The organism is Aquabacterium humicola (genome assembly GCF_030167915.1).
Classification (GTDB): Bacteria; Pseudomonadota; Gammaproteobacteria; order Burkholderiales; family Burkholderiaceae_C; genus Pseudaquabacterium; species Pseudaquabacterium humicola.
Map to the genome: position 1 here is coordinate 1,770,343 of NZ_JARGNB010000001.1, position 21,548 is coordinate 1,791,890.

The 21,548-nt window shown below is 71.3% G+C and carries 16 protein-coding genes; 8 read left to right on the top strand and 8 right to left on the bottom strand.

All coding sequences use genetic code 11. The features are described from left to right. The first annotated feature begins 2 nt into the window (after positions 1-2). Positions 3-1,424, top strand: a complete 1,422-nt coding sequence (gspE, locus tag P1K89_RS07910) for a type II secretion system ATPase GspE (RefSeq protein ID WP_284615831.1) — start codon at positions 3-5, stop codon at positions 1,422-1,424. Positions 1,425-1,441: 17 nt separating this feature from the next. Continuing rightward, on the top strand, positions 1,442-2,656 hold the full coding sequence (gene gspF, locus P1K89_RS07915) for a type II secretion system inner membrane protein GspF (RefSeq protein WP_284615832.1): 1,215 nt from the start codon (positions 1,442-1,444) through the stop codon (positions 2,654-2,656). A gap of 140 nt (positions 2,657-2,796) precedes the next feature. Here gspF and P1K89_RS07920 read toward each other — a convergent pair whose 3' ends face one another. The 3 genes from P1K89_RS07920 to P1K89_RS07930 all read right to left on the bottom strand — a co-directional run bounded on the left by P1K89_RS07920 (position 2,797) and on the right by P1K89_RS07930 (position 6,859). After that, positions 2,797-4,581: a hypothetical protein gene (locus P1K89_RS07920; RefSeq protein WP_284615833.1), complete on the bottom strand. Its 1,785-nt coding sequence runs from the start codon at positions 4,579-4,581 to the stop codon at positions 2,797-2,799. Between the two features lie 508 nt (positions 4,582-5,089). Then, the gene (locus P1K89_RS07925) at positions 5,090-6,571 is read right to left on the bottom strand and encodes a hypothetical protein (protein ID WP_284615834.1); all 1,482 of its coding nucleotides are present in this window, start codon (positions 6,569-6,571) and stop codon (positions 5,090-5,092) included. Between the two features lie 87 nt (positions 6,572-6,658). After that, complete coding sequence (locus P1K89_RS07930; RefSeq protein WP_284615835.1) at positions 6,659-6,859, bottom strand: hypothetical protein; 201 nt, start codon at positions 6,857-6,859, stop codon at positions 6,659-6,661. 212 nt (positions 6,860-7,071) lie between these two features. Between P1K89_RS07930 and P1K89_RS07935 the strand changes: the two genes are divergently transcribed. Continuing rightward, entirely contained in the window at positions 7,072-7,488 is a 417-nt protein-coding gene (locus tag P1K89_RS07935; RefSeq protein ID WP_284615836.1) for a globin domain-containing protein, read from the top strand. Here the strand turns inward: P1K89_RS07935 and P1K89_RS07940 are convergent. The 4 genes from P1K89_RS07940 to P1K89_RS07955 form a co-directional block, all read right to left on the bottom strand. Further along, positions 7,474-10,404, bottom strand: a complete 2,931-nt coding sequence (locus P1K89_RS07940) for a hybrid sensor histidine kinase/response regulator (RefSeq protein WP_284615837.1) — start codon at positions 10,402-10,404, stop codon at positions 7,474-7,476. The genes P1K89_RS07935 and P1K89_RS07940 overlap by 15 nt on opposite strands. 32 nt (positions 10,405-10,436) lie before the next feature. Beyond that, the gene (locus P1K89_RS07945) at positions 10,437-13,361 is read right to left on the bottom strand and encodes an ATP-binding protein (protein WP_284615838.1); all 2,925 of its coding nucleotides are present in this window, start codon (positions 13,359-13,361) and stop codon (positions 10,437-10,439) included. A gap of 10 nt (positions 13,362-13,371) precedes the next feature. Continuing rightward, on the bottom strand, positions 13,372-14,139 hold the full coding sequence (locus P1K89_RS07950; RefSeq protein ID WP_284615839.1) for a response regulator: 768 nt from the start codon (positions 14,137-14,139) through the stop codon (positions 13,372-13,374). A 191-nt stretch (positions 14,140-14,330) separates the two neighbouring features. Beyond that, positions 14,331-14,573: a hypothetical protein gene (locus P1K89_RS07955; protein ID WP_284615840.1), complete on the bottom strand. Its 243-nt coding sequence runs from the start codon at positions 14,571-14,573 to the stop codon at positions 14,331-14,333. A 256-nt stretch (positions 14,574-14,829) separates the two neighbouring features. Here P1K89_RS07955 and P1K89_RS07960 point away from each other — a divergent pair, with 256 nt between their 5' ends. Both P1K89_RS07960 and P1K89_RS07965 read left to right on the top strand, forming a co-directional pair. Further along, a complete protein-coding gene (locus P1K89_RS07960; RefSeq protein ID WP_284615841.1) occupies positions 14,830-15,855 on the top strand; it encodes an AAA family ATPase in 1,026 nt (341 codons plus the stop codon). A gap of 57 nt (positions 15,856-15,912) precedes the next feature. Then, a complete protein-coding gene (locus tag P1K89_RS07965) occupies positions 15,913-16,845 on the top strand; it encodes a 5'-nucleotidase (RefSeq protein ID WP_284615842.1) in 933 nt (310 codons plus the stop codon). 59 nt (positions 16,846-16,904) lie between these two features. Here the strand turns inward: P1K89_RS07965 and P1K89_RS07970 are convergent, their stop codons facing one another. Continuing rightward, positions 16,905-17,633, bottom strand: a complete 729-nt coding sequence (locus P1K89_RS07970; protein WP_284616340.1) for a Crp/Fnr family transcriptional regulator — start codon at positions 17,631-17,633, stop codon at positions 16,905-16,907. Between the two features lie 155 nt (positions 17,634-17,788). On the opposite strand from P1K89_RS07970, the gene P1K89_RS07975 reads away from it, so the two are divergent. From P1K89_RS07975 to P1K89_RS07985, 3 genes are read left to right on the top strand one after another with little or no spacing between them, the layout of a single operon-like run. Beyond that, positions 17,789-19,735: an AMP-dependent synthetase/ligase gene (locus tag P1K89_RS07975; RefSeq protein WP_284615843.1), complete on the top strand. Its 1,947-nt coding sequence runs from the start codon at positions 17,789-17,791 to the stop codon at positions 19,733-19,735. Next, a complete protein-coding gene (locus tag P1K89_RS07980; RefSeq protein ID WP_284615844.1) occupies positions 19,732-20,595 on the top strand; it encodes an ABC transporter ATP-binding protein in 864 nt (287 codons plus the stop codon). Before P1K89_RS07975 ends, P1K89_RS07980 begins: the two co-directional genes overlap by 4 nt. Positions 20,596-20,611: 16 nt before the next feature. Then, complete coding sequence (locus tag P1K89_RS07985; RefSeq protein ID WP_284615845.1) at positions 20,612-21,541, top strand: branched-chain amino acid ABC transporter permease; 930 nt, start codon at positions 20,612-20,614, stop codon at positions 21,539-21,541. Positions 21,542-21,548: the final 7 nt, after the last annotated feature.

Genomic DNA, 21,548 nt, shown 5'->3' on the forward strand with positions numbered 1-21,548 from the left:
CCATGGGCTCACGCCACCCCCTGCCCTACGCCTTCGCGAAGGCCCACACGCTGCTGCTCGAGGACGACGGCGCGCGGCGCACGCTGTGGGCCGCGGAGAGCACGCCGGCGAGCGCGCTGAGCGAGGTCGCGCGGCTGTACGACATCTCGAACGTCGAGCACGAAGCGGCGGCGACGCTGACCGCGCGCATCTCCGCGGTCTACGCCGGCGGTGAATCGAGCGCCGCGGCGGTGGTCGGCGAGGTCGAGAGCGCGGTCGACCTGTCGCGGCTGCTGCAGGACCTGCCGGCGGTCGAGGACCTGCTCGAAGCCGCCGACGACGCGCCGATCATCCGCATGCTCAACGCGCTGCTGACCCAGGCGGCGAAGGACGCGGCCAGCGACATCCACATCGAGCCTTACGAGCGCAGCTCGTCGGTGCGTTTCCGCGTCGACGGCACGCTGCGCGAGGTGGTGCAGCCCAACCGCGCGCTGCACGCGGCGCTGATCTCGCGCCTGAAGATCATGGCCGAGCTCGACATCGCCGAGAAACGCCTGCCGCAGGACGGCCGCATCTCGCTGCGCATCGGCGGGCGGGCGATCGACGTGCGCGTGTCGACGCTGCCGTCGGCGCACGGCGAGCGCGCGGTGCTGCGCCTCTTGGACAAGACCGAATCGAAGTTCACGCTCGAGGCGCTGGGCATGAGCGGCGAGGTGCTGTCGGCCTTCGACCGCCTGGTGCACCAGCCGCACGGCATCGTGCTAGTCACCGGCCCGACCGGTTCCGGCAAGACGACGACGCTGTACGCGTCGCTCGGCCGCATCGACACCTCGACCACCAACATCCTCACCGTCGAGGACCCGGTGGAATACGAGCTGCCGGGCATCGGCCAGACGCAGGTCAACCCGAAGATCGACCTCACGTTCGCGAAGGCGCTGCGCGCGATCCTGCGCCAGGATCCGGACGTCATCATGATCGGCGAGATCCGCGACTTCGAGACCGCGCAGATCGCGATCCAGGCCTCGCTGACCGGCCACCTCGTGCTCGCGACGCTGCACACCAACGATTCGCCGAGCGCGGTGACGCGACTGATCGACATGGGCGTCGAGCCCTTCCTGCTGAGCTCGTCGCTGCTGGGCGTGCAGGCGCAGCGCCTGGTGCGCAAGCTGTGCACCACCTGCCGGCGCGAGGATGCGCAGGGCCACTGGCATCCGGTCGGCTGTCCCGAGTGCGGCATGAGCGGCTACAAGGGCCGCACCGGCGTCTACGAGCTGATGGTCGCCGACGACAAGCTGCGCGAGCTGATCCACAACCGCGCGCCGGAAAGCGCGCTGTTCGACGCCGCGCAGGCCGCCGGCTACCGCACGATGCGCGAGGACGGCGAGCGGCTGGTCGCCGAGGGCATCACCTCGCTCGAGGAGCTGCTGCGCGTCACGCGCGACTAGCATCCATAAGACGCGTCATGCCCGCCTACAAGTACGAAGCGCTCGATGCCGACGGCAAGACCCGCAAGGGCCTGGTCGAGGCCGAGAACCCGCGCGCCGCGCGCGGCCAGCTGCGCGGCCAGGGGCTGGTGCCGCTGGCGGTCGACGCGGTGGCCATCGCGGCCCAGGCCGGCGACAGCGTGAGCTTCAGGCGCCGCGCCTTCAGCAGCACGACGCTCGCGGTCTGGACGCGCCAGCTCGCCGGCCTGGTCGGCGCCGGGCTGCCGCTGGAACGTGCGCTGACCGCGCTGGCCGACGAAGCCGAGACGCCCGGTCAGCGGGAGCTCGTCGCGCACCTGCGCGCCGAGGTCAATGCCGGCGCGCCGTTCGCGCGCGCGCTGGCCTCGGCCCCGCGAGAGTTCGACGACGTCTACCGCGCGGTGATCGCCGCCGGCGAGCAAAGCGGCGCGCTCGGCCAAGTGCTGGAGCGGCTGGCCGACGACCTCGAGGAACGCCAGGCGCTGCGCGCCAAGCTGATCGGCGCCGCGCTGTACCCGGCCATCGTCTCGCTGATCGCGCTGGTGATCGTGGTCTTCCTCGTCACCTACGTCGTGCCGCAGGTCGCCGGCGTCTTCACCACCCGCAAGCAGGCGCTGCCGATCCTGACGGTCGGCCTGCTCGCGCTGAGCGACTTCATGCGCCACTGGGGCTGGCTGCTCGCGCTGGCGGTCGCCGGCGCCATCGGCGCGCTGCTGCTGGCGCTGCGCAGTGAAGCCTTCCGGCTGCGCTTCGACGCCGGATGGCTGAACCTGCCGGTGCTCGGGCGGCTGGCACGCGGCTACAACGCCGCGCGCTTCACCGGCACGCTGGCGATGCTGGCGGCCTCGGGCGTGCCGATCCTGAAGGCGCTGCAGGCGGCCGCCGAGACGCTGAACAACCGTGCGCTGCGCGCCGATGCGATGGACGCGCTGGTGCAGGTACGCGAAGGCGCGCCGCTGGCCGCCGCGCTGGCCGCGAAGAAGCGCTTCCCGGGCCTGCTGCCAATGTTCGCGCGCCTGGGCGAGCAGACCGGCGAGCTGCCGCGCATGCTCGAACGCGCCGCGCGCCAGCTGTCCATCGAGGTGCAGCGCCGCTCGATGGCGCTGGCGACGATCCTCGAGCCGCTGCTGATCGTCGGCATGGGCGGCATCGTGATGACGATCGTGCTCGCGGTGCTGCAGCCGATCATCCAGCTGAACACCTGGGTGAAATAGGGCTCGCCCCAGGCGCTACGCGCCAGCCCCCCGGGGCCGCTCGGCCGCTTTGCGGCCATGGCGCGCAGCCGCCTTGGGGCGGCCCGGCGGCGGCTGCCACTTGACCTGGGGCGGGGCCGATCGCGCGGCCCTTGCCCCGATCACAGCTTCATCGGACCGATGTACTGCTGGCCCCAGGCCAGGCCGGTGACGAACATCGTGCGCGGCACGCTGTTCTGCGTCACGCCGCCGTGGTACCAGTTCAGCCACAAGGCGCGTACGCCGAGGTCGCGCACCGGCGCGATCAGGTCCGAGCGCAGGGGCGCGGTGTACAACGGCTTCGAGCGGAATACGAGGCCGGTGCGCTCGAAGACGAGGCGGCCGTCGATCCACGCCCGCAGTTCGCCGTCCGGCAGGAAGCCCGGTGCCGCGTCCATCACGGTGTTGAGCTTCAATTCCGTCTCGACGCAGTACCACTCGTTGGCGTAGATGATGCCGCCGAGCCCGCCGCGCTTGCCCCAGAAGATCTTCGAGTTCGTATCGCCGGTGTAGCTGTAGCCCGGCGGGTTCAACGGACCGAAGTCGTACAGGTGGAAGCCCGGGCGGATGCCCTCCTCATTCGGACCGCCACAGTAGGCGTCGCAGTCGGACCACGCCAGCCGCATCTGCCAGCCGCGTCCGCCGCCCGAGGAGCCGCTGCCGCCGCCGTAGCTGGTCGTGTGGTCCGGCGTGAAGCCGAACTTGCCGGCCCAGTCGGTCCAGTTGGGGGCGATCTGGCCTTCCTTGTGGTAGACGTTGTAGCGCTTGACCGGGTCACGCAGGTAGCGCGTGCCTTCAGGCGTGCCCAGGCGCAGGTAGTAGCGCACGAAGATGCGCGGCAGGCGGCCGAACAGCGGCTCGGGCATGAAGATCGAGCCACTGGCAGCGCCGGTGCCGCCGTAGCCGACGACATCGCCGTCCTTCGTCGCATCGGCCTTCATGTGCATGCGCAGCGCGCCCATGCCCGCCGCCAGCGGCTTGAAGCCTTCGAGCCCGTAGTCGGACTTCACCAGCTCGGGCAACCCGTCGGCATTGGTCCGGATGATCTTGCCCAGGCCCTTGTGCGGCAGCTTGCTCGTGTTCGGCGTGCCGCCCCACAGGGCCGGATCGAATTCGCGCGACGCCCACTTGTTGATCGGCTCGCCCGGATGGATGAACTGGTCCACCGTCGATCCGTCCACGTAGCGGTGGGCGCCGATGATGCCGGGTGCCGACGTCAGGCCGGCGTCGAGCCGGCCGACCGAGGCCGAGCCCGCCACGCCCTGCTGCACCGGATCGGTGTTCATCGGCGGGTCGAGCAGGAAGACCTGGATCACGGCGGCGACGTTGCCGGGGTGCTCGACGACCGTCAGCGTCATGCTGGCGGACAGCACGGCCTTGCTGGGGCGGTCGAACTCGATGAAGCACGGCGTCGACACATTCGGCGTGATCGAGCTCGGCGTGCCCGGCTTCATCACCGCGGTGATGATGCAATTGAGCGCCTCCTGCGTGCCGTCGGTGTAGTGCACCTGCAGGGTCGGCTTCGGGTAGGTCTTGTTCCAGCAGCCGGCGATCTTTCGCGGCCCCAGCGTGGTCGCCAGCCGGAACGCACACCAGCGGTTGTCCTGCTGCACCCGCTTCAGGACATCAGAAACGTCGATCGTGTACGCCTTGACCAGCGCGGTCGGGGCCTTCAGCGTCACCACGCTCGCCCAGGGCGTCGGGCCGTGGCGAACGCCGGCGCGATCCAGCCAGTCGCCGCCGACCTTGTCCCAGGGCCAGCCGCAATAACGATCGACGAACTCCGAGCTGGGACCCCAGACGGACGTGCGCGCCGTTCCGCCGGGGATGCGCGGTTCCTGAATGTCCCAGGACGAGGCCTGGAAAAGATACTTGTGGCCGTTGCGGTAGCGAGCGCTGGAGGCCACCGGCACAGGGTTGATCGGCGGCTCGCCTCGGCTGGCCGAGGCGACCGGAACATTCTCGGCGGCCGAGGGATCGTCGGGTCGGCCGACGACACGCAACGCTTCCTGATTCGTCTCCCCCTCGTCGAGACCCTCACCGCCGCCGCAGGCGCCGAGCAATGGCACGCCGCCGAGCAGCGCACCGTTCTTCAATACTTCGCGTCGAGTCTTTCCCATAACCTCTTTCCGGCACAGTGAGAGGCGAAAGGCCGGGGCTGGCCCGTACGCACGCTGGACTGTGCTTGATGACGGCACGCAGGGGTGCCGGGTCGGCGGCTCGGCGCCCTGCTGGTGTGGCACCGAGAAGAATAAATCGCTCCTGGGAGAAGCGATGCAGGAAGTGTATGGGTGGATGCAGGCGTCACCTGAGCAAAAGGACGCGCTTCATGGGTGAGCAACTGCAACCGTCATTGCCAGAGGCCAACGGCGCTCGCAATCTCGACATGTCCCCGCGCCCCCGGTCCAGCCGGCCCTACAGGCGGGCCAGGAACGCGTCGCGCTCGCGGGACAGCGCCGCGCCCTCGCCGCCGCTGGTCGCGCCGGCCGCGTAGTGGTGGGCCCAGCGCACGGCCGCCTCGCGGGCGGCGGCGGCGCCATCGGGCCGGCCCTCGGCGTGCAGGCGCAGCATGCGCTGGCGGTACAGCTCGGCCACCTGCAGCGACGCGCCCAGGTGGTCGACCGCGTCGGTGATGCACTGCTCGGCTTCGGCGAGGCGGTCGGCGCGTTCGAGCAGCTGCGCGGCCAGCCACCAGTCGGGCCCGCTGTCGCTGCGGCCGGTGGCGACGACGAAGCTGCCGAAGACCGCCGACTGAAGGATCAGCTCGGCCATGTTCGCGGCCCGCACCGCACCTTCGGGCAGCGCGGTGACCCGCGCGCGCAGCACGCGGTCGGCGTCCGGACCATCGATCAGCATATGGAACTGCTCGAGCGGCTGGTCGCCGTCGAAGATGTTGCGCAGCGCCAGGGCCTCGATGCGTCCCTGCCGCACCCGCAGGCACTCGGGCGCCGGGTAGTCGCGGCGGGCCTGCGCTTCCAGGCGGTCCAGCAGGCCGTCGACGTCGCCCTCGTCCAGCGCCAGCAGGTCCAGGTGCACCTGGACCGCGCCCTCCGGCTCGAAGACCAGCACCCGGCGGCCGTCGTCGATCGCATGCCAGCCCAGCGGCACCGTCAGCTGCGCGCTGACCGCGCCGCAGCCGAGGGTCGCGCAGTGCTGCGGCTCGTCGATCGCGAGGACCCGCGGCACGAGGCCGACGCCGGCATCGCGCAGCCGTGCATTGATCGGCTGCTCGGGATCGAGCGCGGCCGCGCCTTCGGCGCGCGCATGCGCAGCCCAGGGGCTGGCCTGCTCGGGCATCGCCTCGGCGACCTCGGCCACGGTGATGCCCTCGGACAGGTCGGCCGGTGCGGACGGTTCGGCTGCCTCGGCCGGACTCAGCGGCACGGTCGCACCGGCCGACTGCTCGAGCGCGAAGGTCTCGACGCTCGCGATCCAGATGCGGGCCAGCGCGTCGGCCAGCAGCGCCGGCGCGGTCAGCGTCATGTTGATCAGCCGGCCACCGTCCTCGGCGAACGCGAAGCGCACCGTCAGCGGGCCGACCTCGCTGGGCTGCACCGCCTCGCCGATCAGCGCCGGCAGCGCGCCGAGCCGGCCTTCGGCGATCTCGCGGACCTCGAGGCCATGGTGGGACAGCAGGTAGCGCGCCCAGTCGCCGACGCAGCCGTCGCTGTAGGCGGGACGCGCGGCGACGGCCCAGACGATCGCCGCATGCGGCGCGGTCACCGCCGCCAGCGGCACCAGGCGGCTCGGATCGCCGAAGTCGGGCACCTCGTCGGGCAGCGGGTGCCCGATCCAGTCGGGCGGCAGGCGAACCGCAAAACCCAGGCTCGCGATGCGCGACGGGAACAGGCGCAGCGGCAGCTCGCCCGGCTGCGTCATCTCGGGGGTGTCGGCCATCGCGGTCTCCTCACAGGCCCGGCCGGGCCGCTGCCAGCGGCCTGATCCCCTCGAGGGTCCGGGCCACCGGCGTACAGGGGTCGATCGTCAGCGTCGGGCGGCCGGGGGCAGGCGCAGGCTGACGAAGAGGTCGCGCAGCGCCAGGTCGGCGTCGGTGCGCAGGTGCGGAAACAACTCGGTCAGCGCCAGCTGGGCCTGCGCCTCGCGGCCGAGCTGGGCGGCACTGGCCGGCAGGACCGGGCGGCTGGTGGCGGCACGGGCGGTGGCAACGGCGGCGGGCGGGGTCATCGCGAATCTCCTGGCAGCGTCTGGCTCGCCGGGCAGTGTGGGAAGCGCGTGCATCAGCGACGCTTCAGTCCAGGCTAGCCCAGGTTTCGTTTGTTGCCGAGCCCCGGACGGATAACAAAGGAAACCATTTGGCGGCCGGCGCGACACCGGGGTGCATCGATCCCCGCGCACACTGCGCGGCCATCGAGACCAAAGCCAGGGAACCCTCCGACATGACGCCCGACCAGATCCGCCTCGTGCAGGCGAGCTTCGCCCGCGCGAAGACCGGCTCCGCCGACCTCGCCGCGCACTTCTACCGCCGGCTGTTCGAGATCGATCCGGCGCTGCGCCAGCTCTTCCGCGGCGACATGCACCAGCAGGGCGAACGCCTGCTGCAGATGCTGGGCGCGGCGGTCGGCCTGCTCGGCCGGCCGGAGACGCTGTTCCCGGTGCTGCATTCGCTGGGTGCGCGCCACGCCGGCTACGGCGTGCAGCCGGCGCACTACGACAGCGTCGGCAGCGCGCTGCTCGACACGCTGGCCGAGGCGCTCGGCCCCGGCTTCACGCACGAGCTGCACGCGGCCTGGACCCGGCTGCTGGCGGTGGTGCGCCAGGAGATGCTGCAGGACGCGACGCTAACCCTGAATTGACGCGTCACCGGCGTCGAGCAGCGCGGCCACCGCGCGCAGCAGGTCGGCCTTGGCGAAGGGCTTGTCGAGCCCGGCGCAGCCGGTCTCGTCGAGGAAGCGCCGCGCGCCGGTCGACAGCGTGTCGCCGGTGACGAAGAGCACCCGCCGGGCCAGCGCCGGGTGCTGCTCGCGCAGCGCGCGCCACAGCGCCGAGCCGTCCATGTCGGGCATGCGCAGGTCGCTGATCACCGCGTCGAAAGCCGCCATCGACAGCATCTCCAGCGCCACCGCGCCCGATTCGGCGGTGGTCACCTCGTAGCCGGCCGACTCCAGCATGTCGCGCATCAGGCCGGCAATGTCGGCCTCGTCGTCGACGACCAGGATGCGCGCGAGCGCCGGCGCATCGGCCGCTGCGTCGGTGGCCACCGGCGGCGCGGCGGCCTCGGCCGCCGGCGCGGCGTCCAGCGGCAGGCTGAGGCGGAAGCAGGCGCCGCCGGTCGTCCGCTCCAGCCGCAGCTCGCCGCCGTGCGCACGCGCCAGCGACCGCGACACCGCCAGCCCGAGCCCGGTGCCGATGCCTTCGGCCTTGGTGGTGAAGAAGGGCTCGAAGATCTGCGCCTGCGCCGCCTCCGGCACGCCGGGGCCGTTGTCGACCACGCGCAGCCAGGCGTGCGGGCTGCGGTCCGCGCGCGGTGCCTCGACGCCGCTCGAGACGATCACGCGGCGCGGCAGCGCTTGCGCCGCGATCGCCTGCTGGGCGTTGATCAGCAGGTTCAGCACCACCTGGCCGATCTGGTCGGCATCGGCCTGCACCCGCGGCAGCGCCGGGTGAAGGTCCAGCTGCAGCTCGATGTCGTGGCTGCGCCAGGTGTAGGCCAGCATCTCGGCGGCGGCGCGCGCGAGCTCGTTGAGGTTCACCGCGCCGCGCTGCGCCGGCCTGCTGCGGGCCATGTTCAGGAAGGTGCGCACGATGCGGCCGCAGCGTTCGGCCGCCTCGCGGATGCGGGCGGCGTCGTCGCGCAGCGCATCGCGCGAGGCCGGATCGTCGCCAGCGGCCGCATCGCCGAGCTTCTCCTCCAGCAGCCCGGCGCGGCCCATCACCACCGCCAGCGGGTTGTTCAGCTCGTGCGCGACGCCCGCCAGCAAGCCGCCCATCGCGCCGAGCTTCTCGCTCTGCCGCAGCGCCTCGCGCTGGCGCTCGATCTCGTGCTGCGCGGCGCGGCGCTCGGTCAGGTCGACCATCGACGCGGTGAAGTGCACCTCGCCGTCGAGCTCGGTGCGCCACAACAGCATCTCGACCGGGAACTCGCGGCCGTCGCCATGCAGCGCGACGATCTCGACGCGGCGGCCGATGAAGTCGGCGCGCCGGCCGGCGACCAGCTGCAGCAGGCCGGCTTCATGCTCGGCCCGGAAGCGCTCGGGAAACAGCGTCGTGACGCGGCGGCCGAGCGCCTGCTCGCGCGGCAGGCCGAACATCGCCGAGGCGGCCGGGTTGAACTCGAGGATGCGGCCCGCGGCGTCGGTGGCGACGATGGCCGCCAGCGCATGGTCGACGATCGCCGAGTTGAAGGCCTCGCGCTGGTGGGACGCACGCTGCGCACGGAAGGTCAAGGTCACCGCATCGACCCAGCCGCGCCAGCGCGCCGGCAGCGCCGGCGGCCGCGCGCCGGCGTCGACCGACAGCGCCCGCAGGTAGGCCAGCACGTCGAGCGCCGGCGCGATCATGCGGCGCGACAGCAGCCACTGGCCGGCGACGAAGGTCAGCAGCAGCGCCGCGGCGAGCAGCGCGTTGGGCGCCAGGCTGGCCAGCACCTGGGCGCGCAGCGTCGCCTCGGGCAGCGCGACCAGCGTGGCCCAGGGCGCGCCGTCGCGCGCCGCGCCGGCGAACAGCCAGCCGCCGTCGCGCTGCACCCGGCCGGGCTCGTGCAGCGCGTTCCGGGCGGCGGTGACCGGCAGCCCCGCCGGCAGGTGCTCGGCCAGCGCCACCGCGAGCTTCGGCCGGTCGGCACCGGGCGCCCAGGGTTGGCCCGGCGGCTGCAGCGGCGCCGCGGAATCGGCCATCACCTCGCCCACACCGCCACTACCAGCGGCGCCGCCGTCGCGCTGCATCGCGCTGACGATCCAGTGCCGCGCGCCGTCGGCGCGCGACCAGTCGGCCACGCGCTGCTGCAGTGCGTCGAGCCGGAAGTCGACCGAGACCTCGCCGACGTAGTCGCCGGCGACGATCAGCATCGCGCCGTGCGAGACCACCAGCTGGCCGTGCAGCTGGCTGACGTCGGGCGCCCCCCACCAGGTCGTGCGCGGCGCGTGGCGGCGCAGCCAGTCGCGGCTGGAGGCCGACGCCTTGACGCGGATCGGCGCGATGCCGGTCAGCCCGTCGCTGCCCAGCGCCTGCACGATGCGTTCGGCCGGCAGGTAGGGATAACCGAAGGAGGTGTTGACGTCGACGCCGGCGAACCAGGTGGCCTCGAAGCCGGGCGCCCGCTGGTGCGCGATGCGTGCCTGCTGCACGAAGGCGGCGGCGCGCTGGACCCACGACTCGGGCATCGGCCGGCCATCGGGCTCGGCCCACCAGACCTGGCCGAAACGCTCCCGCGCGGCCGCTGGCGCCGCGTCGAGCGACCAGCCGTCCGGCCGTCCGGCGAAGCTGCGCGGCGACAGCGCCTGGCGCAGCGCCGGCCCGGCATCGGGCGGCGCATGCCACTGCGCCTGCAGCATCGCGCGCAGGTCGTGCACATGGTCGACCGCCGGCCGCGCCAGCTGCTCCAGTTCCTGCGCCCGCTGCTGCAGCCGCAGCAGCAGCGCCTGTTCGGCCGCACCGATGCGCTGGCGGTACTGCACGGCGCTCAGCACGGCCAGCAGCACCAGCAGCGGCAGGCCGAGCAGCCAGACCAGGCGGCGCGGCGCCGCGAGCACGCGCTGGTCGGGCATCGACATCGCTGCCGACGGCGCCGGCCCCGGCGTGGCGGTCACGACAGCAGACCGGCGACGCCCGCGAGCAGGTCGGCCTTGGAGAACGGCTTGTCGAGCTTCGGGCAGCCGGTGCCGTCGAGGAACTCGCGGGCGCCGGGCGACAGCGTGTCGCCGGTGATGAACAGCATGCGCCGCGCCAGCGCCGGGTGGCCGCGCACGATCTCGGCGCGCAGCGCGGCGCCGTCCATGTCGGGCATGCGCAGGTCGCTGACGACGGCATCGAAGCGCGCGGTGTCCAGCAGCTCCAGCGCGACGGCGCCGGACTCGGCCACCGCGACATCGTGGCCGGCGGACTCCAGCATGTCGCGGATCAGCTCGGCGACCTCGTTCTCGTCGTCGACGACCAGCACCCGCGACCGCTCGTGCGTCGTCGCGTCGTCGAGCGGCGTGGTGGCGCTCTCCGGCCCCGCCTCGCCGGACAGCGGCAGGCTCAGCCGGAAACAGGCACCGCCCAGCGGCGCGACCGACTCCAGCACCAGGTGGCCGCCGTGGTCCTTGGCCAGCGAGCGCGACACCGCCAGGCCCAGCCCGGTACCGATGCCGTCGGCCTTGGTGGTGAAGAAGGGCTCGAAGATCTGCTCGGCCAGCTCCGGCGCGATGCCGGGACCGCTGTCGGCCACGCGCAGCCAGACACGCGGCTCGCGGCCCGGGCGCGGCACCTCGACGCCGGTGGACACCTGCACGCGGCGCGGGCCGTTCTGCACGTGGCTCAGCGCCTGCTGCGCGTTGACGAGCAGGTTCAGCACGATCTGGCCGATCTGGTCGCCGTCGGCATTCACGGCGGGCAGCCGATCCGCCAGTTGCAGATCCAACTGGATGCCATGGCTGCGCCACGTGTACGCCAGCATCTCGGTGGCTGCCTGCACCAGCTCGTTGAAGGCCACCGGCTCGCGCTGCGTGGGCTTGCTGCGCGCCATGTTCAGGAAGGTGCGCACGATGCGGCCGCAGCGTTCGGCGGCTTCGCGGATGCGCTGGGCATCGGCCGCCAGCTCCGGCGCGTGGCTGCACTTCTCCTCGAGCAGGCTGGCGCGGCCGAGCACGATGGCCAGCGGGTTGTTCAGCTCGTGCGCGACGCCGGCCAGCAGGCTGCCCATCGCCGACAGCTTCTCGCTCTGGCGCAGCGCGTCGCGCTGGCGTTCGATCTCCAGCGCCTGGCGGCGGCGCTCGGACAGGTCGACCATCGACGCGGTGAACACCGCCTGGCCCTCGACGTCGGCACGCCACAGCAGCATCTCGACCGGGAACTCGCTGCCGTCGGCGCGTTGCGCCTGCATCTCGATGCGCTTGCCGAGCAGCCTGGCCGGCGCACCGTCGGCGATGCGCCGCATCGCGCCCTCGTGCGCGGCGCGGAAACGCGGCGGGATGACGATCTGGCTCACCGGCCGGCCGACGGCCTGCGCGCGCGGCAGGCCGAACATCGCCTCGGCCGCGGGATTGAACTCGACGATGCGGCCCTGCTTGTCGGTGGCCACGAGGGCCGCCAGCGCGTGGTCGACGATCGCCGACTTGAAGGCCTCGCTGCGGCGCTCGGCCGCGCGCGCGGCGCGCTGCTCGTCGAAGGTGCGGGTGATCACATGCGCCCAGCTGCGCCAGCGCTGCGGCAGCTCGGGCTCGGGGGCGTTGACGTCGAGCGACTTCGCGTGCAGGTAGCCCATCACGCCGAGCGCCGGCTGGATCACGCGCCGGCGCAGCATCACCTGGGCACGCAGGAAGAGGCCCAGCAGCGCCAGGCCGATCAGCGTGAACGGCGCCAGCCCCGGCAGCACCTGCGCCAGCAGCGCGCCGTCGCCGAGCGCGAGCACCAGCGTCCACGGCGCGTCGGCGACATCGAGCGCGACGACGCGGTGGCCGGCCAGGGCCAGCGCGCGCCCGCCGGAGCGCTGCGCCTCGGCCAGCGCCGCGGCATCGAAGCCGGCCGGCAGCGCGCGCGGCGTGGTGCTGGGGCCGTCGTCGGACGCCATGCGTTCGGCCAGCACTTCGCCATGGGCATCGAGCACCCACCAGTAGACCTGCTTCAGCGTGCCGACCGGCCGCGCCGCCGCGACGCGGGCGATGCTCGCCAGCCGCACCTCGGTGCCCACGACGCCGCGGAAATCCTCGCCGACATAGACTGGCTGCGCGTGCAGCAGGCGCGGCGCCGCGGTGCCGCTGCGCTGCACCGGCGCCCAGTAGCCGCGCTGCTCGGGGTTGCGCTCGGGCCGGCCGTTGGCGAACACCGGCGAGGCATAGGCCTGCTCGACCAGCGCCGGGATCGTCGGCACGCCGCCCGCGTCGAGCAGGGCCTGGCTCGGCAGCCAGGGGTAGTGCACCAGCAGCTTCTCGGGCCAGCCCAGAAACAGCGAAGCCGCCAGGTCGGCATGGCGGCTGTGGGCGATCTCGGTGGTGCGCGACAGCGACTGCAGCAGCGCCAATGTCGCCTCCGGCGGCGGGGCGCCGGCGTGCGGCCACAGCAGCTGTGCGCTGCCGCCGTGCAGCAGCGGCGGCAGCTCGTCGAGCGCGTAGCCGTCCGGCACAGCCTCGTCGCCGCGGCGCTTGAGCGCATCGCGCAGCGCGCGGTCCGCGGGCTGGGGCGAGGTCAGCACCAGCTCACGTTCGGCGACGAGGCGCAGATCGGCGACATGGTCGGCCGCGACGCGCGCCAGCACCTGCAGCGCGGCATGCTGCTGCGTGGCCTGGCGCTCGAGCTCGGCGAGCACGGCGATGCGCGACTGCCAGGCCTGCCACAGCGCCAGCACCAGCAGCAGGCCGAACAGCGGCAGCGCGCTCAGCCACAGCTGGCGGCCGTAGCGGCGCTCGAGCGCGACGGCCGACACGTCCGGCGACAGGCGGTAGCGCCCGGTGTCGTCCAGGTTGACCTGAGCCGCCCGCGTGGCGGGCGTGTCGGCCAGGTCGTCGCCGGATCGGTCGACCCGGTGGTCCATCACTGCGCCATCACTGCGCGTTCGGCACGAACACGTAGCCGACGTTGCGCACGGTCTTGATGACCTCCGGCTTGTCCGGGTTGCGCTCGATCTTGCGGCGCAGCCGCATCACGCGCAGGTCGATCGAGCGGTCGAACACGTCCCAGCCGCGGTTGTGCGCCTGTTCCATGATCTGGTCGCGGTTCAGCGGCCGGTTCGGATGGCGGGCGAACAGCGCCAGCAGGTCGAACTCGGCGGCGGTGATCGGGATCTCGGCGCCGTCGGCACCGAAGAGGCGGCGCTCGTCGAGGTCGAGCTGGCAGGCGCCGAAGGCGATGCGCTGGCCGGGCGGGGCCACCGGCACGACGGCCGCCGGCGCGTTCGCCGCGGCGGCCGGCGCCTCGGCGGTGCTGCCGATGCGGCGCAGCAGCGCACGCACACGGGCCAGCAGCTCGCGCGTCTCGAAGGGCTTGGGCAGGTAGTCGTCGGCGCCGAGCTCGAGGCCGACGATGCGGTCGACCGCTTCGCCGGCCGTGGTCAGCATCACCAGGCCGACGCGCGGGTGCGTGTCGCGCAGCCAGCGCGCGAGCGACAGGCCGTTCTCGCCCGGCATGTTGACGTCGAGGATCGCGACGTCGGGCAACGAATCGGCGAACAGCTGGCGCGCGACGGCGGCGTCCTGGGCGGTGCGCACCTCGAAGCCGTGGCGGCCGAAATATTCGGCGAGCAGCGAACGCAGCTCGCCCTCGTCATCCACCACCAGCAGGCGCGGAACGGGATCGGGTTCAGTTGAAGTCATCGCGGTCACTCCCGGGGCCGCAACCGGGGCCGCGACGGAAGCCATGGCGGGCCGTGCGGAACGATCGGCGGTGGTAGGCATGGCAAGCATGGTGGTGGCGGCGATCCTGTGAGGGGCGGGTTTCAGCGCGGCTTCGATTCAAGCCGCGCCATGATTCAATTGTTTCAGCGCTGTCGTTCAGCGTTGTCGCCTCAGGCGACCAGGCCGGCGGCCGGCCACAGCGCGATCAGCGCGGCGGCGAGCGTCGCGCCGTACAGCAGCGCCGGCACCGGGCGACTCACGGCGGACGGGGCAGCCATGGCGTCGTCGCCGCCCAGCAGGTCCTCGGCGAAGGCTTCGCTGCGGTACAGCCAGGTCGGCAGGCCGGCCTCGTCCGCGTCGAGCATCGGCGCGGCGGTGAAGGCGGCGGCGGGCATCGTGGCGGTGGCGGTCATGGCGGGCTCCTGGGACGGCGGTTCTGTGTTCGGGGTGACGGCAGTGTCGGCAGCGCCCGTTTCAGGCGGCCTTCGCCGGCGGTCGACGCGGGTTTCGTTTGTTGCGTTGCAGGAGGGCCGCGGAAGGTTTTGGCCGGCGACGGGCGCGAGCCTTGCTAGGTGCACAAGGTCAACTGCGCCCGGAACGTGATCCTTTTCAGTTGCTCACCCCGGCCGCCGTCTGCTGCAATGCAATCGCTGACTTCGGGAGCACGCCATGTCTCACCTGCCCTCCGAATCGACGTCGACCGATCTGGTGCCGGTTCGCCACGCACCGCATCGCGGCGGCATTCCGATCGCCAACATGCGGCGCGTCTACCGCTGCGAGGAGGTCGAGCGCCGGCTGACCAAGCTGCCGCCGAAGGAGCACGAATCGCTGCGCAGCACCTATGAGCGCATGCTCGAAAAAGGGGCGGAGCGCTTCCAGGTCAAGCCCTCGGGCCTGCCGGCGATGGACCACCTGTACGAGGAGCTGCCGAACTTCCACGAAGCGCTCGACGACATCCGGCGTCAGCTTGCGCTGTGCCAGGACAGCCGCGACGCGCTGGAAATCACGCCGATGCTGCTGCTGGGCCCCCCGGGCGTCGGCAAGACGCACTTCGCGCGCGAGGTCGCCCAGCTGCTGGGCACCGGCATGGGCTTCGTCTCGATGAGCTCGCTGACCGCCGGCTGGGTGCTGTCGGGGGCGTCGTCGCAATGGAAGGGCGCGCGGCCGGGCAAGGTGTTCGAGACGCTGGTCGACGGCCAGTACGCGAACCCGGTAATGGTGGTCGACGAGATCGACAAGGCGCGCGGCGAACATGCCTACGACCCGCTGGGCGCGCTGTACAGCCTGCTGGAGCACGACACCGCCGAGAGTTTCATCGACGAGTTCGCCGAGGTCGCGGTCGACGCCAGCCAGGTGATCTGGGTGGCCACCGCCAACGACGAGCGCGCGATCCCCGAGCCGATCCTCAACCGCGTCAATGTCTACGAGGTGCAGATGCCCGACCGCGACGCCGCGCGCATCATCGCGCTGCGGCTGTACGCCGGCATCCGCGGCCACCACCACTGGGGCCAGCGCTTCGCGCCGGAGCCGGCTGAAAGCGTGCTCGAGCAGATGGCCGGGCTCGCGCCGCGCGAGATGCGGCGCGCCTGGATGACGGCCTTCGGCAATGCGCGGCTCGACGGCCGCGATGCGATCGAGCTGAAGGACCTGCCCGATCCGCACGGCAAGCGCAGCCCCATCGGCTTCATGCAGTAGCCGCCCGGCCGCGATCCGGGCCGGGCCGGGCCCGGCGGCGCCTAAGATGCGCCGACCATGGGCCCTCCTGCCGCCGACCGCCTCGCGAACCGCCTGGCCAATCGTCTCGTCGTCGCGCTGTCGTCGCGCGCGCTGTTCGACTTCGAGGACGAGAACCGCATCTTCGAGGCGCACGACGACCGCGCCTACATGGCGCTGCAGCTGGCGCGCCTGGACGAGCCGGCGCGGCCGGGTGTCGCGTTCTCGCTGGTTCGCAAGCTGCTGGCGTTCAATGCGGCGGGCACACCGCAGGTCGAGGTGGTGATCCTGTCGCGCAACGACCCGGTGTCGGGCATGCGCGTCTTCCGCTCCTGCCGCCACTACGAGCTGCCCATCGAGCGCGGCGTCTTCACCCGCGGCGCGGCGCCGTGGCGCTACCTGAAGCCGCTGGCCGCGCAGCTCTTCCTGTCGACCAACGAGGCCGACGTGCGCTCGGCGCTCGATGCCGGCGTGCCGGCCGCGCGCGTGCTGCCGCACAGCGCGCGGGCCAGCGAGCGCCACCCCCACGAGGTGCGCATTGCCTTCGACGGCGACGCGGTGCTGTTCTCCGACGAGGCGGAGCGCGTCTACCAGCGCGACGGGCTCGACGCCTTCCAACTGCACGAGCGCACGCAGGCGACAACGCCGCTGGCGCCCGGACCGTTCAAGCCGCTGCTGGCCGCGCTGCACAAGCTGCAGAAGCTCGATGACGCCGATTCCGCCGGCATGCGCATCCGCACCGCGCTGGTCACCGCCCGCAGCGCACCGGCCCACGAACGAGCGATCCGCACGCTGATGGACTGGCACATCGAGATCGACGAGGCGATGTTCCTCGGCGGCCTGCCGAAGGGCGAGTTCCTGCGCGAGTTCGAGCCCGACTTCTTCTTCGACGACCAGACGCGCCATGTCGACGGTGCGGCGCCACACGTGCCCGCGGGGCATGTCGCGGCCGGCGTCGCCAACCTGCGCTGAACGCCGGCGAAGCCGTCCACCGGCGACTCCGCAGGACGCGCCGATCTGGCGTTATGCCCTCAGGGTTTCGACACCGGGTTGTCGAACGAATACTCGCGCAGCCCCGCGAGGTCCAGCACACGAAGCCCGCCGTACTCGATGCGGATCACGTTCTGGTCCTGCAGCGCGCGCAGCGCCTGGTTCACCCGCTGGCGCGACAGGCCGACGAGGTAGGCGAGCTCCTGCTGCGTGATGCGCAGCAGCTCGCCGACGCCGGGGTAAAGGATGGGGTGGAACAGCGCCGCGAGGCTGCGCGCGACCCGCGCGTCTGGGTGGTTCTGGCGGTCGATCTCGCGCGCGGCGATGAACTGCCCGAGCCGCTCGTTGAGCTGGTTCATCACGAAGCGGTTGAACGGGATGCTGCGGTCGAGCAGCGCATGGAACTCGTCGATCGGCAGTCCGGCCACCGTGCTGCGGCGCAGGGCTTCGATGTTGTAGCGGTAGACCTCGCGCTTGAGCAGCGTGCCTTCGCCGAACCACGCGCCGGGCGGGATGCCGGTGAAGGTGATCTGCGCGCCGCCCTTGCTGTCGTTGCTCATCTTCAGCAGGCCGTCGACGACGCCGAACCAGTAGGTCGGCGCACGCCCGACGCGGCAGATGCGGTCGCCGGGTTCGGCATGCGCGACGACCAAGATGCGCGCCATGCGCTGCCGGTCGTCGGCATCCAGCACCCGCAGCCACGGGATGCTCTGCAGTTCCGCCGACGAGGGCGAGCGCGCACGCTCGCGCAGCGACGACGCGGCCGACATGACCATGCTCAATCTCCTACCACGGGAAAGTCCGCTCGGGTCGGACCCTAGGATTGTCGTTGGACCGACATCATGACGTCAAACTTGTCCCTAGCATCCGCGTCCAACGAGGTCCCGGTCACTCGACCGGTCCGCCTCGCCCGAAGGAGCCGCAGGTGCAAACGACCTTCCCCCGCTTGATGCTCGACCACGCCCGCCAGCGGCCGCATGCCGCGGCGTTGCGCGAGAAGCTGTACGGCATCTGGCAGACCGTCACCTGGGGCGAGCTGGCGGTGCTGGTGCGCCGCATCGCCTGCGGCTTCGTCGAGGCCGGCGTGAAGCGCGGCGAGCACGTCGTCGTGATCGGCGACAACCGGCCGCGGCTGTACGCATCGATGCTGGCAGCGCAGTCGCTGGGCGCGATCCCGGTGCCGCTGTACCAGGACGCGGCTTCGGCCGAGTTCGTCTTCCCGCTGAACAACGCCGAGGTGCGCTACGCGGTGGTCGAGGACCAGGAGCAGGTCGACAAGCTGCTCGAGATCCGTCCGCAGTGCATGCATCTGGCGCGCATCTGGTACGACGACGACCGCGGCCTGCGCAAGTACGACGAGCCGGGGCTGGCTTCGCTCGATGCGCTGGCATCCGAGGGTGCACAGCGCGACCAGCGCGACCCGGGGCTCTACGACGCGCAGGTCAACGCCGGCCAGCCGCACGACGTCGCGGCGATGTTCTTCACCTCCGGCACCACCGGCAACCCGAAGGGCGTGGTGCACACGCACTTCACGCTGCTCGACCGCGCCAACGCCGGCAAGGTCTTCGACAAGCTGACCGCCGACGAGGAAGTGCTGGCCTACATGCCGCCGGCGTGGATCGGCCAGAACATCTTCAGCTACGCCCAGTGGCTGGCTTGCGGCTATGTCGTCAACTGTCCCGAGTCGGCGGCCACCGTGACGATCGACCTCAAGGAAGTCGGCCCGACCTACTACTTCGCGCCGCCGCGCATCTTCGAAGGCCTGCTGACGAGCGTGATGATCCGCATGGAGGACGCTGGTGCGTTCAAGCGCTGGCTGTTCCACCGCTGCATGGCGGTCGCGCGCCGCGTCGGCCCGGCGCTGATGGACGGCAAGCCGGTCAGCGGGCTCGACAAGCTCAAGTGGAAGCTCGGTGACCTGGCGATCTTCGGCCCGCTGCGCAATACGCTGGGCTTCTCGCGGGTGCGCGTGGCCTACACCGCCGGCGAGGCGATCGGGCCGGACCTGTTCACCTTCTACCGCTCGATCGGCATCAACCTGAAGCAGCTCTACGGCTCGACCGAGACGGCCGTGTTCGTCTGCCTGCAGCCGGACAACGAGGCCAAGGCCGACACGGTCGGGGTGCCGATCGCCGGCGTCGAGATCAAGCTGGCCGACTCGGGCGAGATCCTGGTGAAGTCGCCGGGCCTGCTGAAGGAGTACTACAAGAACCCGGCCGCCACCGCCGAGGTGCTGACCGCCGACGGCTGGTACCACACCGGCGATGCCGGCTTCCTCGACGCCGGCGGGCACCTGAAGATCATCGACCGCGCGAAGGATGTCGGGCGGCTGATCGGCGGCCCGAACGACGGCGCGATGTTCGCCCCGAAGTACGTCGAGAACAAGCTGAAGTTCTTCCCGCACATCAAGGAAGCGGTGGCCTTCGGCGACAAGCGCGAACGGGTCTGCGCCTTCATCAACATCGACTTCGAGGCCGTCGGCAACTGGGCCGAGAAGCGCAACCTGCCCTATGCCGGCTACACCGACCTGGCGCAGAAGGCCGAGGTCTACGAGCTGATCCGCGACTGCGTCGAGAAGGTCAACGCCGACCTCGCCGCCGACGAGAAGCTCGCCGGCAGCCAGATCAGCCGCTTCCTGATCCTGCACAAGGAGCTCGATGCCGACGACGGCGAGTTGACCCGCACCCGCAAGGTCCGTCGCGGCCACATCGGCGACAAGTACCAGGTGCTGGTCGACGCCCTGTACGGCGGCAAGACCGAGCAGTTCATCGAGACGGCGGTGAAGTTCGAGGACGGGCGCTCTGGCGCCGTGTCGGCCACCTTGAAGATCGTCGACGTGAAGACCTTCCCCGCTGTCCGGAGAGCCGCATGACCGCCACCACCGCCTACGCGACGCTAACGGCCGACAACCATGGCACCGGTCAAGCCGCCAACGATGCCGCCGCGCCCGCGGCCCGCGTCGCCGGCCCAGTGGTGCTGGACGTGCGCAACATCTCGCTCGCCTTCGGCGGCGTCAAGGCGCTGACCGACATCTCGTTCGACGTCCGCGAGCACGAGATCCGCGCCATCATCGGCCCGAACGGCGCCGGCAAGAGCTCGATGCTCAACTGCATCAACGGTGTCTACACGCCGCAGCAGGGCTCGATCACCTTCCGCGGCAAGACCTTCAGCCACATGAACTCGCGCCAGGTCGCCGAGATGGGCATCGCGCGCACCTTCCAGAACCTGGCGCTGTTCAAGGGCATGAGCGTGATCGACAACATCATGACCGGCCGCAACCTGAAGATGAAGTCGAACATCTTCCAGCAGGCCTGGCGCCTCGGCGCCGCCGAACGCGAGGAGATGCAGCACCGCGAGTTCGTCGAGCACATCATCGACTTCCTCGAGATCCAGGCCTGGCGCAAGACACCGGTCGGCCGGCTGCCCTACGGCCTGCAGAAGCGCGTCGACCTCGGCCGGGCGCTGGCGATGGAGCCGCAGGTGCTGCTGCTCGACGAGCCGATGGCCGGCATGAACGTCGAGGAGAAGCAGGACATGTGCCGCTTCGTGCTCGACGTCAACGAGGAGTTCGGCTCGACCATCGTTCTGATCGAGCACGACATGGGCGTGGTGATGGACATCAGCGACCGCGTCGTCGTGCTCGACTACGGCAAGAAGATCGGCGACGGCACGCCCGACGAGGTGCGCCGCAACGAGGACGTCATCTCGGCGTACCTCGGCACCTCGCACTGAGCAGGCAGAAACGACCATGGGCTTCTTCCTCGAAACCTTCATCGGCGGCCTGATGAGCGGCATGCTCTACGGCCTGGTGGCGCTCGGCTTCGTGCTGATCTTCAAGGCCTCCGGCGTCTTCAACTTCGCGCAGGGCGCGATGGTGCTGTTCGCCGCGCTGGCGATGGCGCGCTTCTCCGACTGGATCCCGAAACTGATGGGCCTGGACAACAAGGTCCTCGCCAACCTGCTGGCCTTCGTCGCGGCGATGCTGGTGATGATCGCCGTCGCCTGGCTGATCGAGCGGCTGGTGCTCGGCAAGCTGGTCAACCAGGAGGGCGTGACCCTGCTGATGGCCACGCTGGGCATCACCTACTTCCTCGACGGCTTCGGCCAGACCATCTTCGGCAGCGACATCTACAAGATCGACGTCGGCCTGCCGAAGGACCCGCTGTTCCTGATGGACACCCTGTTCCAGGGCGGCATCCTGGTGAACAAGGAAGACCTCTACGCCGCGGTGATCGCCGCCGCGCTGGTGATCGTGCTGAGCCTGTTCTTCCAGTACACCGGCACCGGCCGCGCGCTGCGTGCGGTGGCCGACGACCACCAGGCCGCGCAGTCGATCGGCATTCCGCTGAAGCGCATCTGGGTCATCGTCTGGTCGGTCGCCGGCTTCGTCGCGCTGGTTGCCGGGATCATCTGGGGCAGCAAGCTCGGCGTGCAGTTCTCGCTGTCGGTGCTGGCGCTGAAGGCGCTGCCGGTGGTGATCCTGGGCGGGCTGACCTCGGTGCCCGGCGCGATCATCGGCGGGCTGATCCTCGGTGTGGGCGAGAAGCTGTCCGAGGTCTTCGTCGGCCCGCTGGTCGGCGGCGGCATCGAGATCTGGTTCGGCTACGTCGTCGTGCTGCTGGTGCTGCTGGTGCGGCCGCAGGGGCTGTTCGGCGAGAAGATCATCGATCGCGTCTAACGCACAA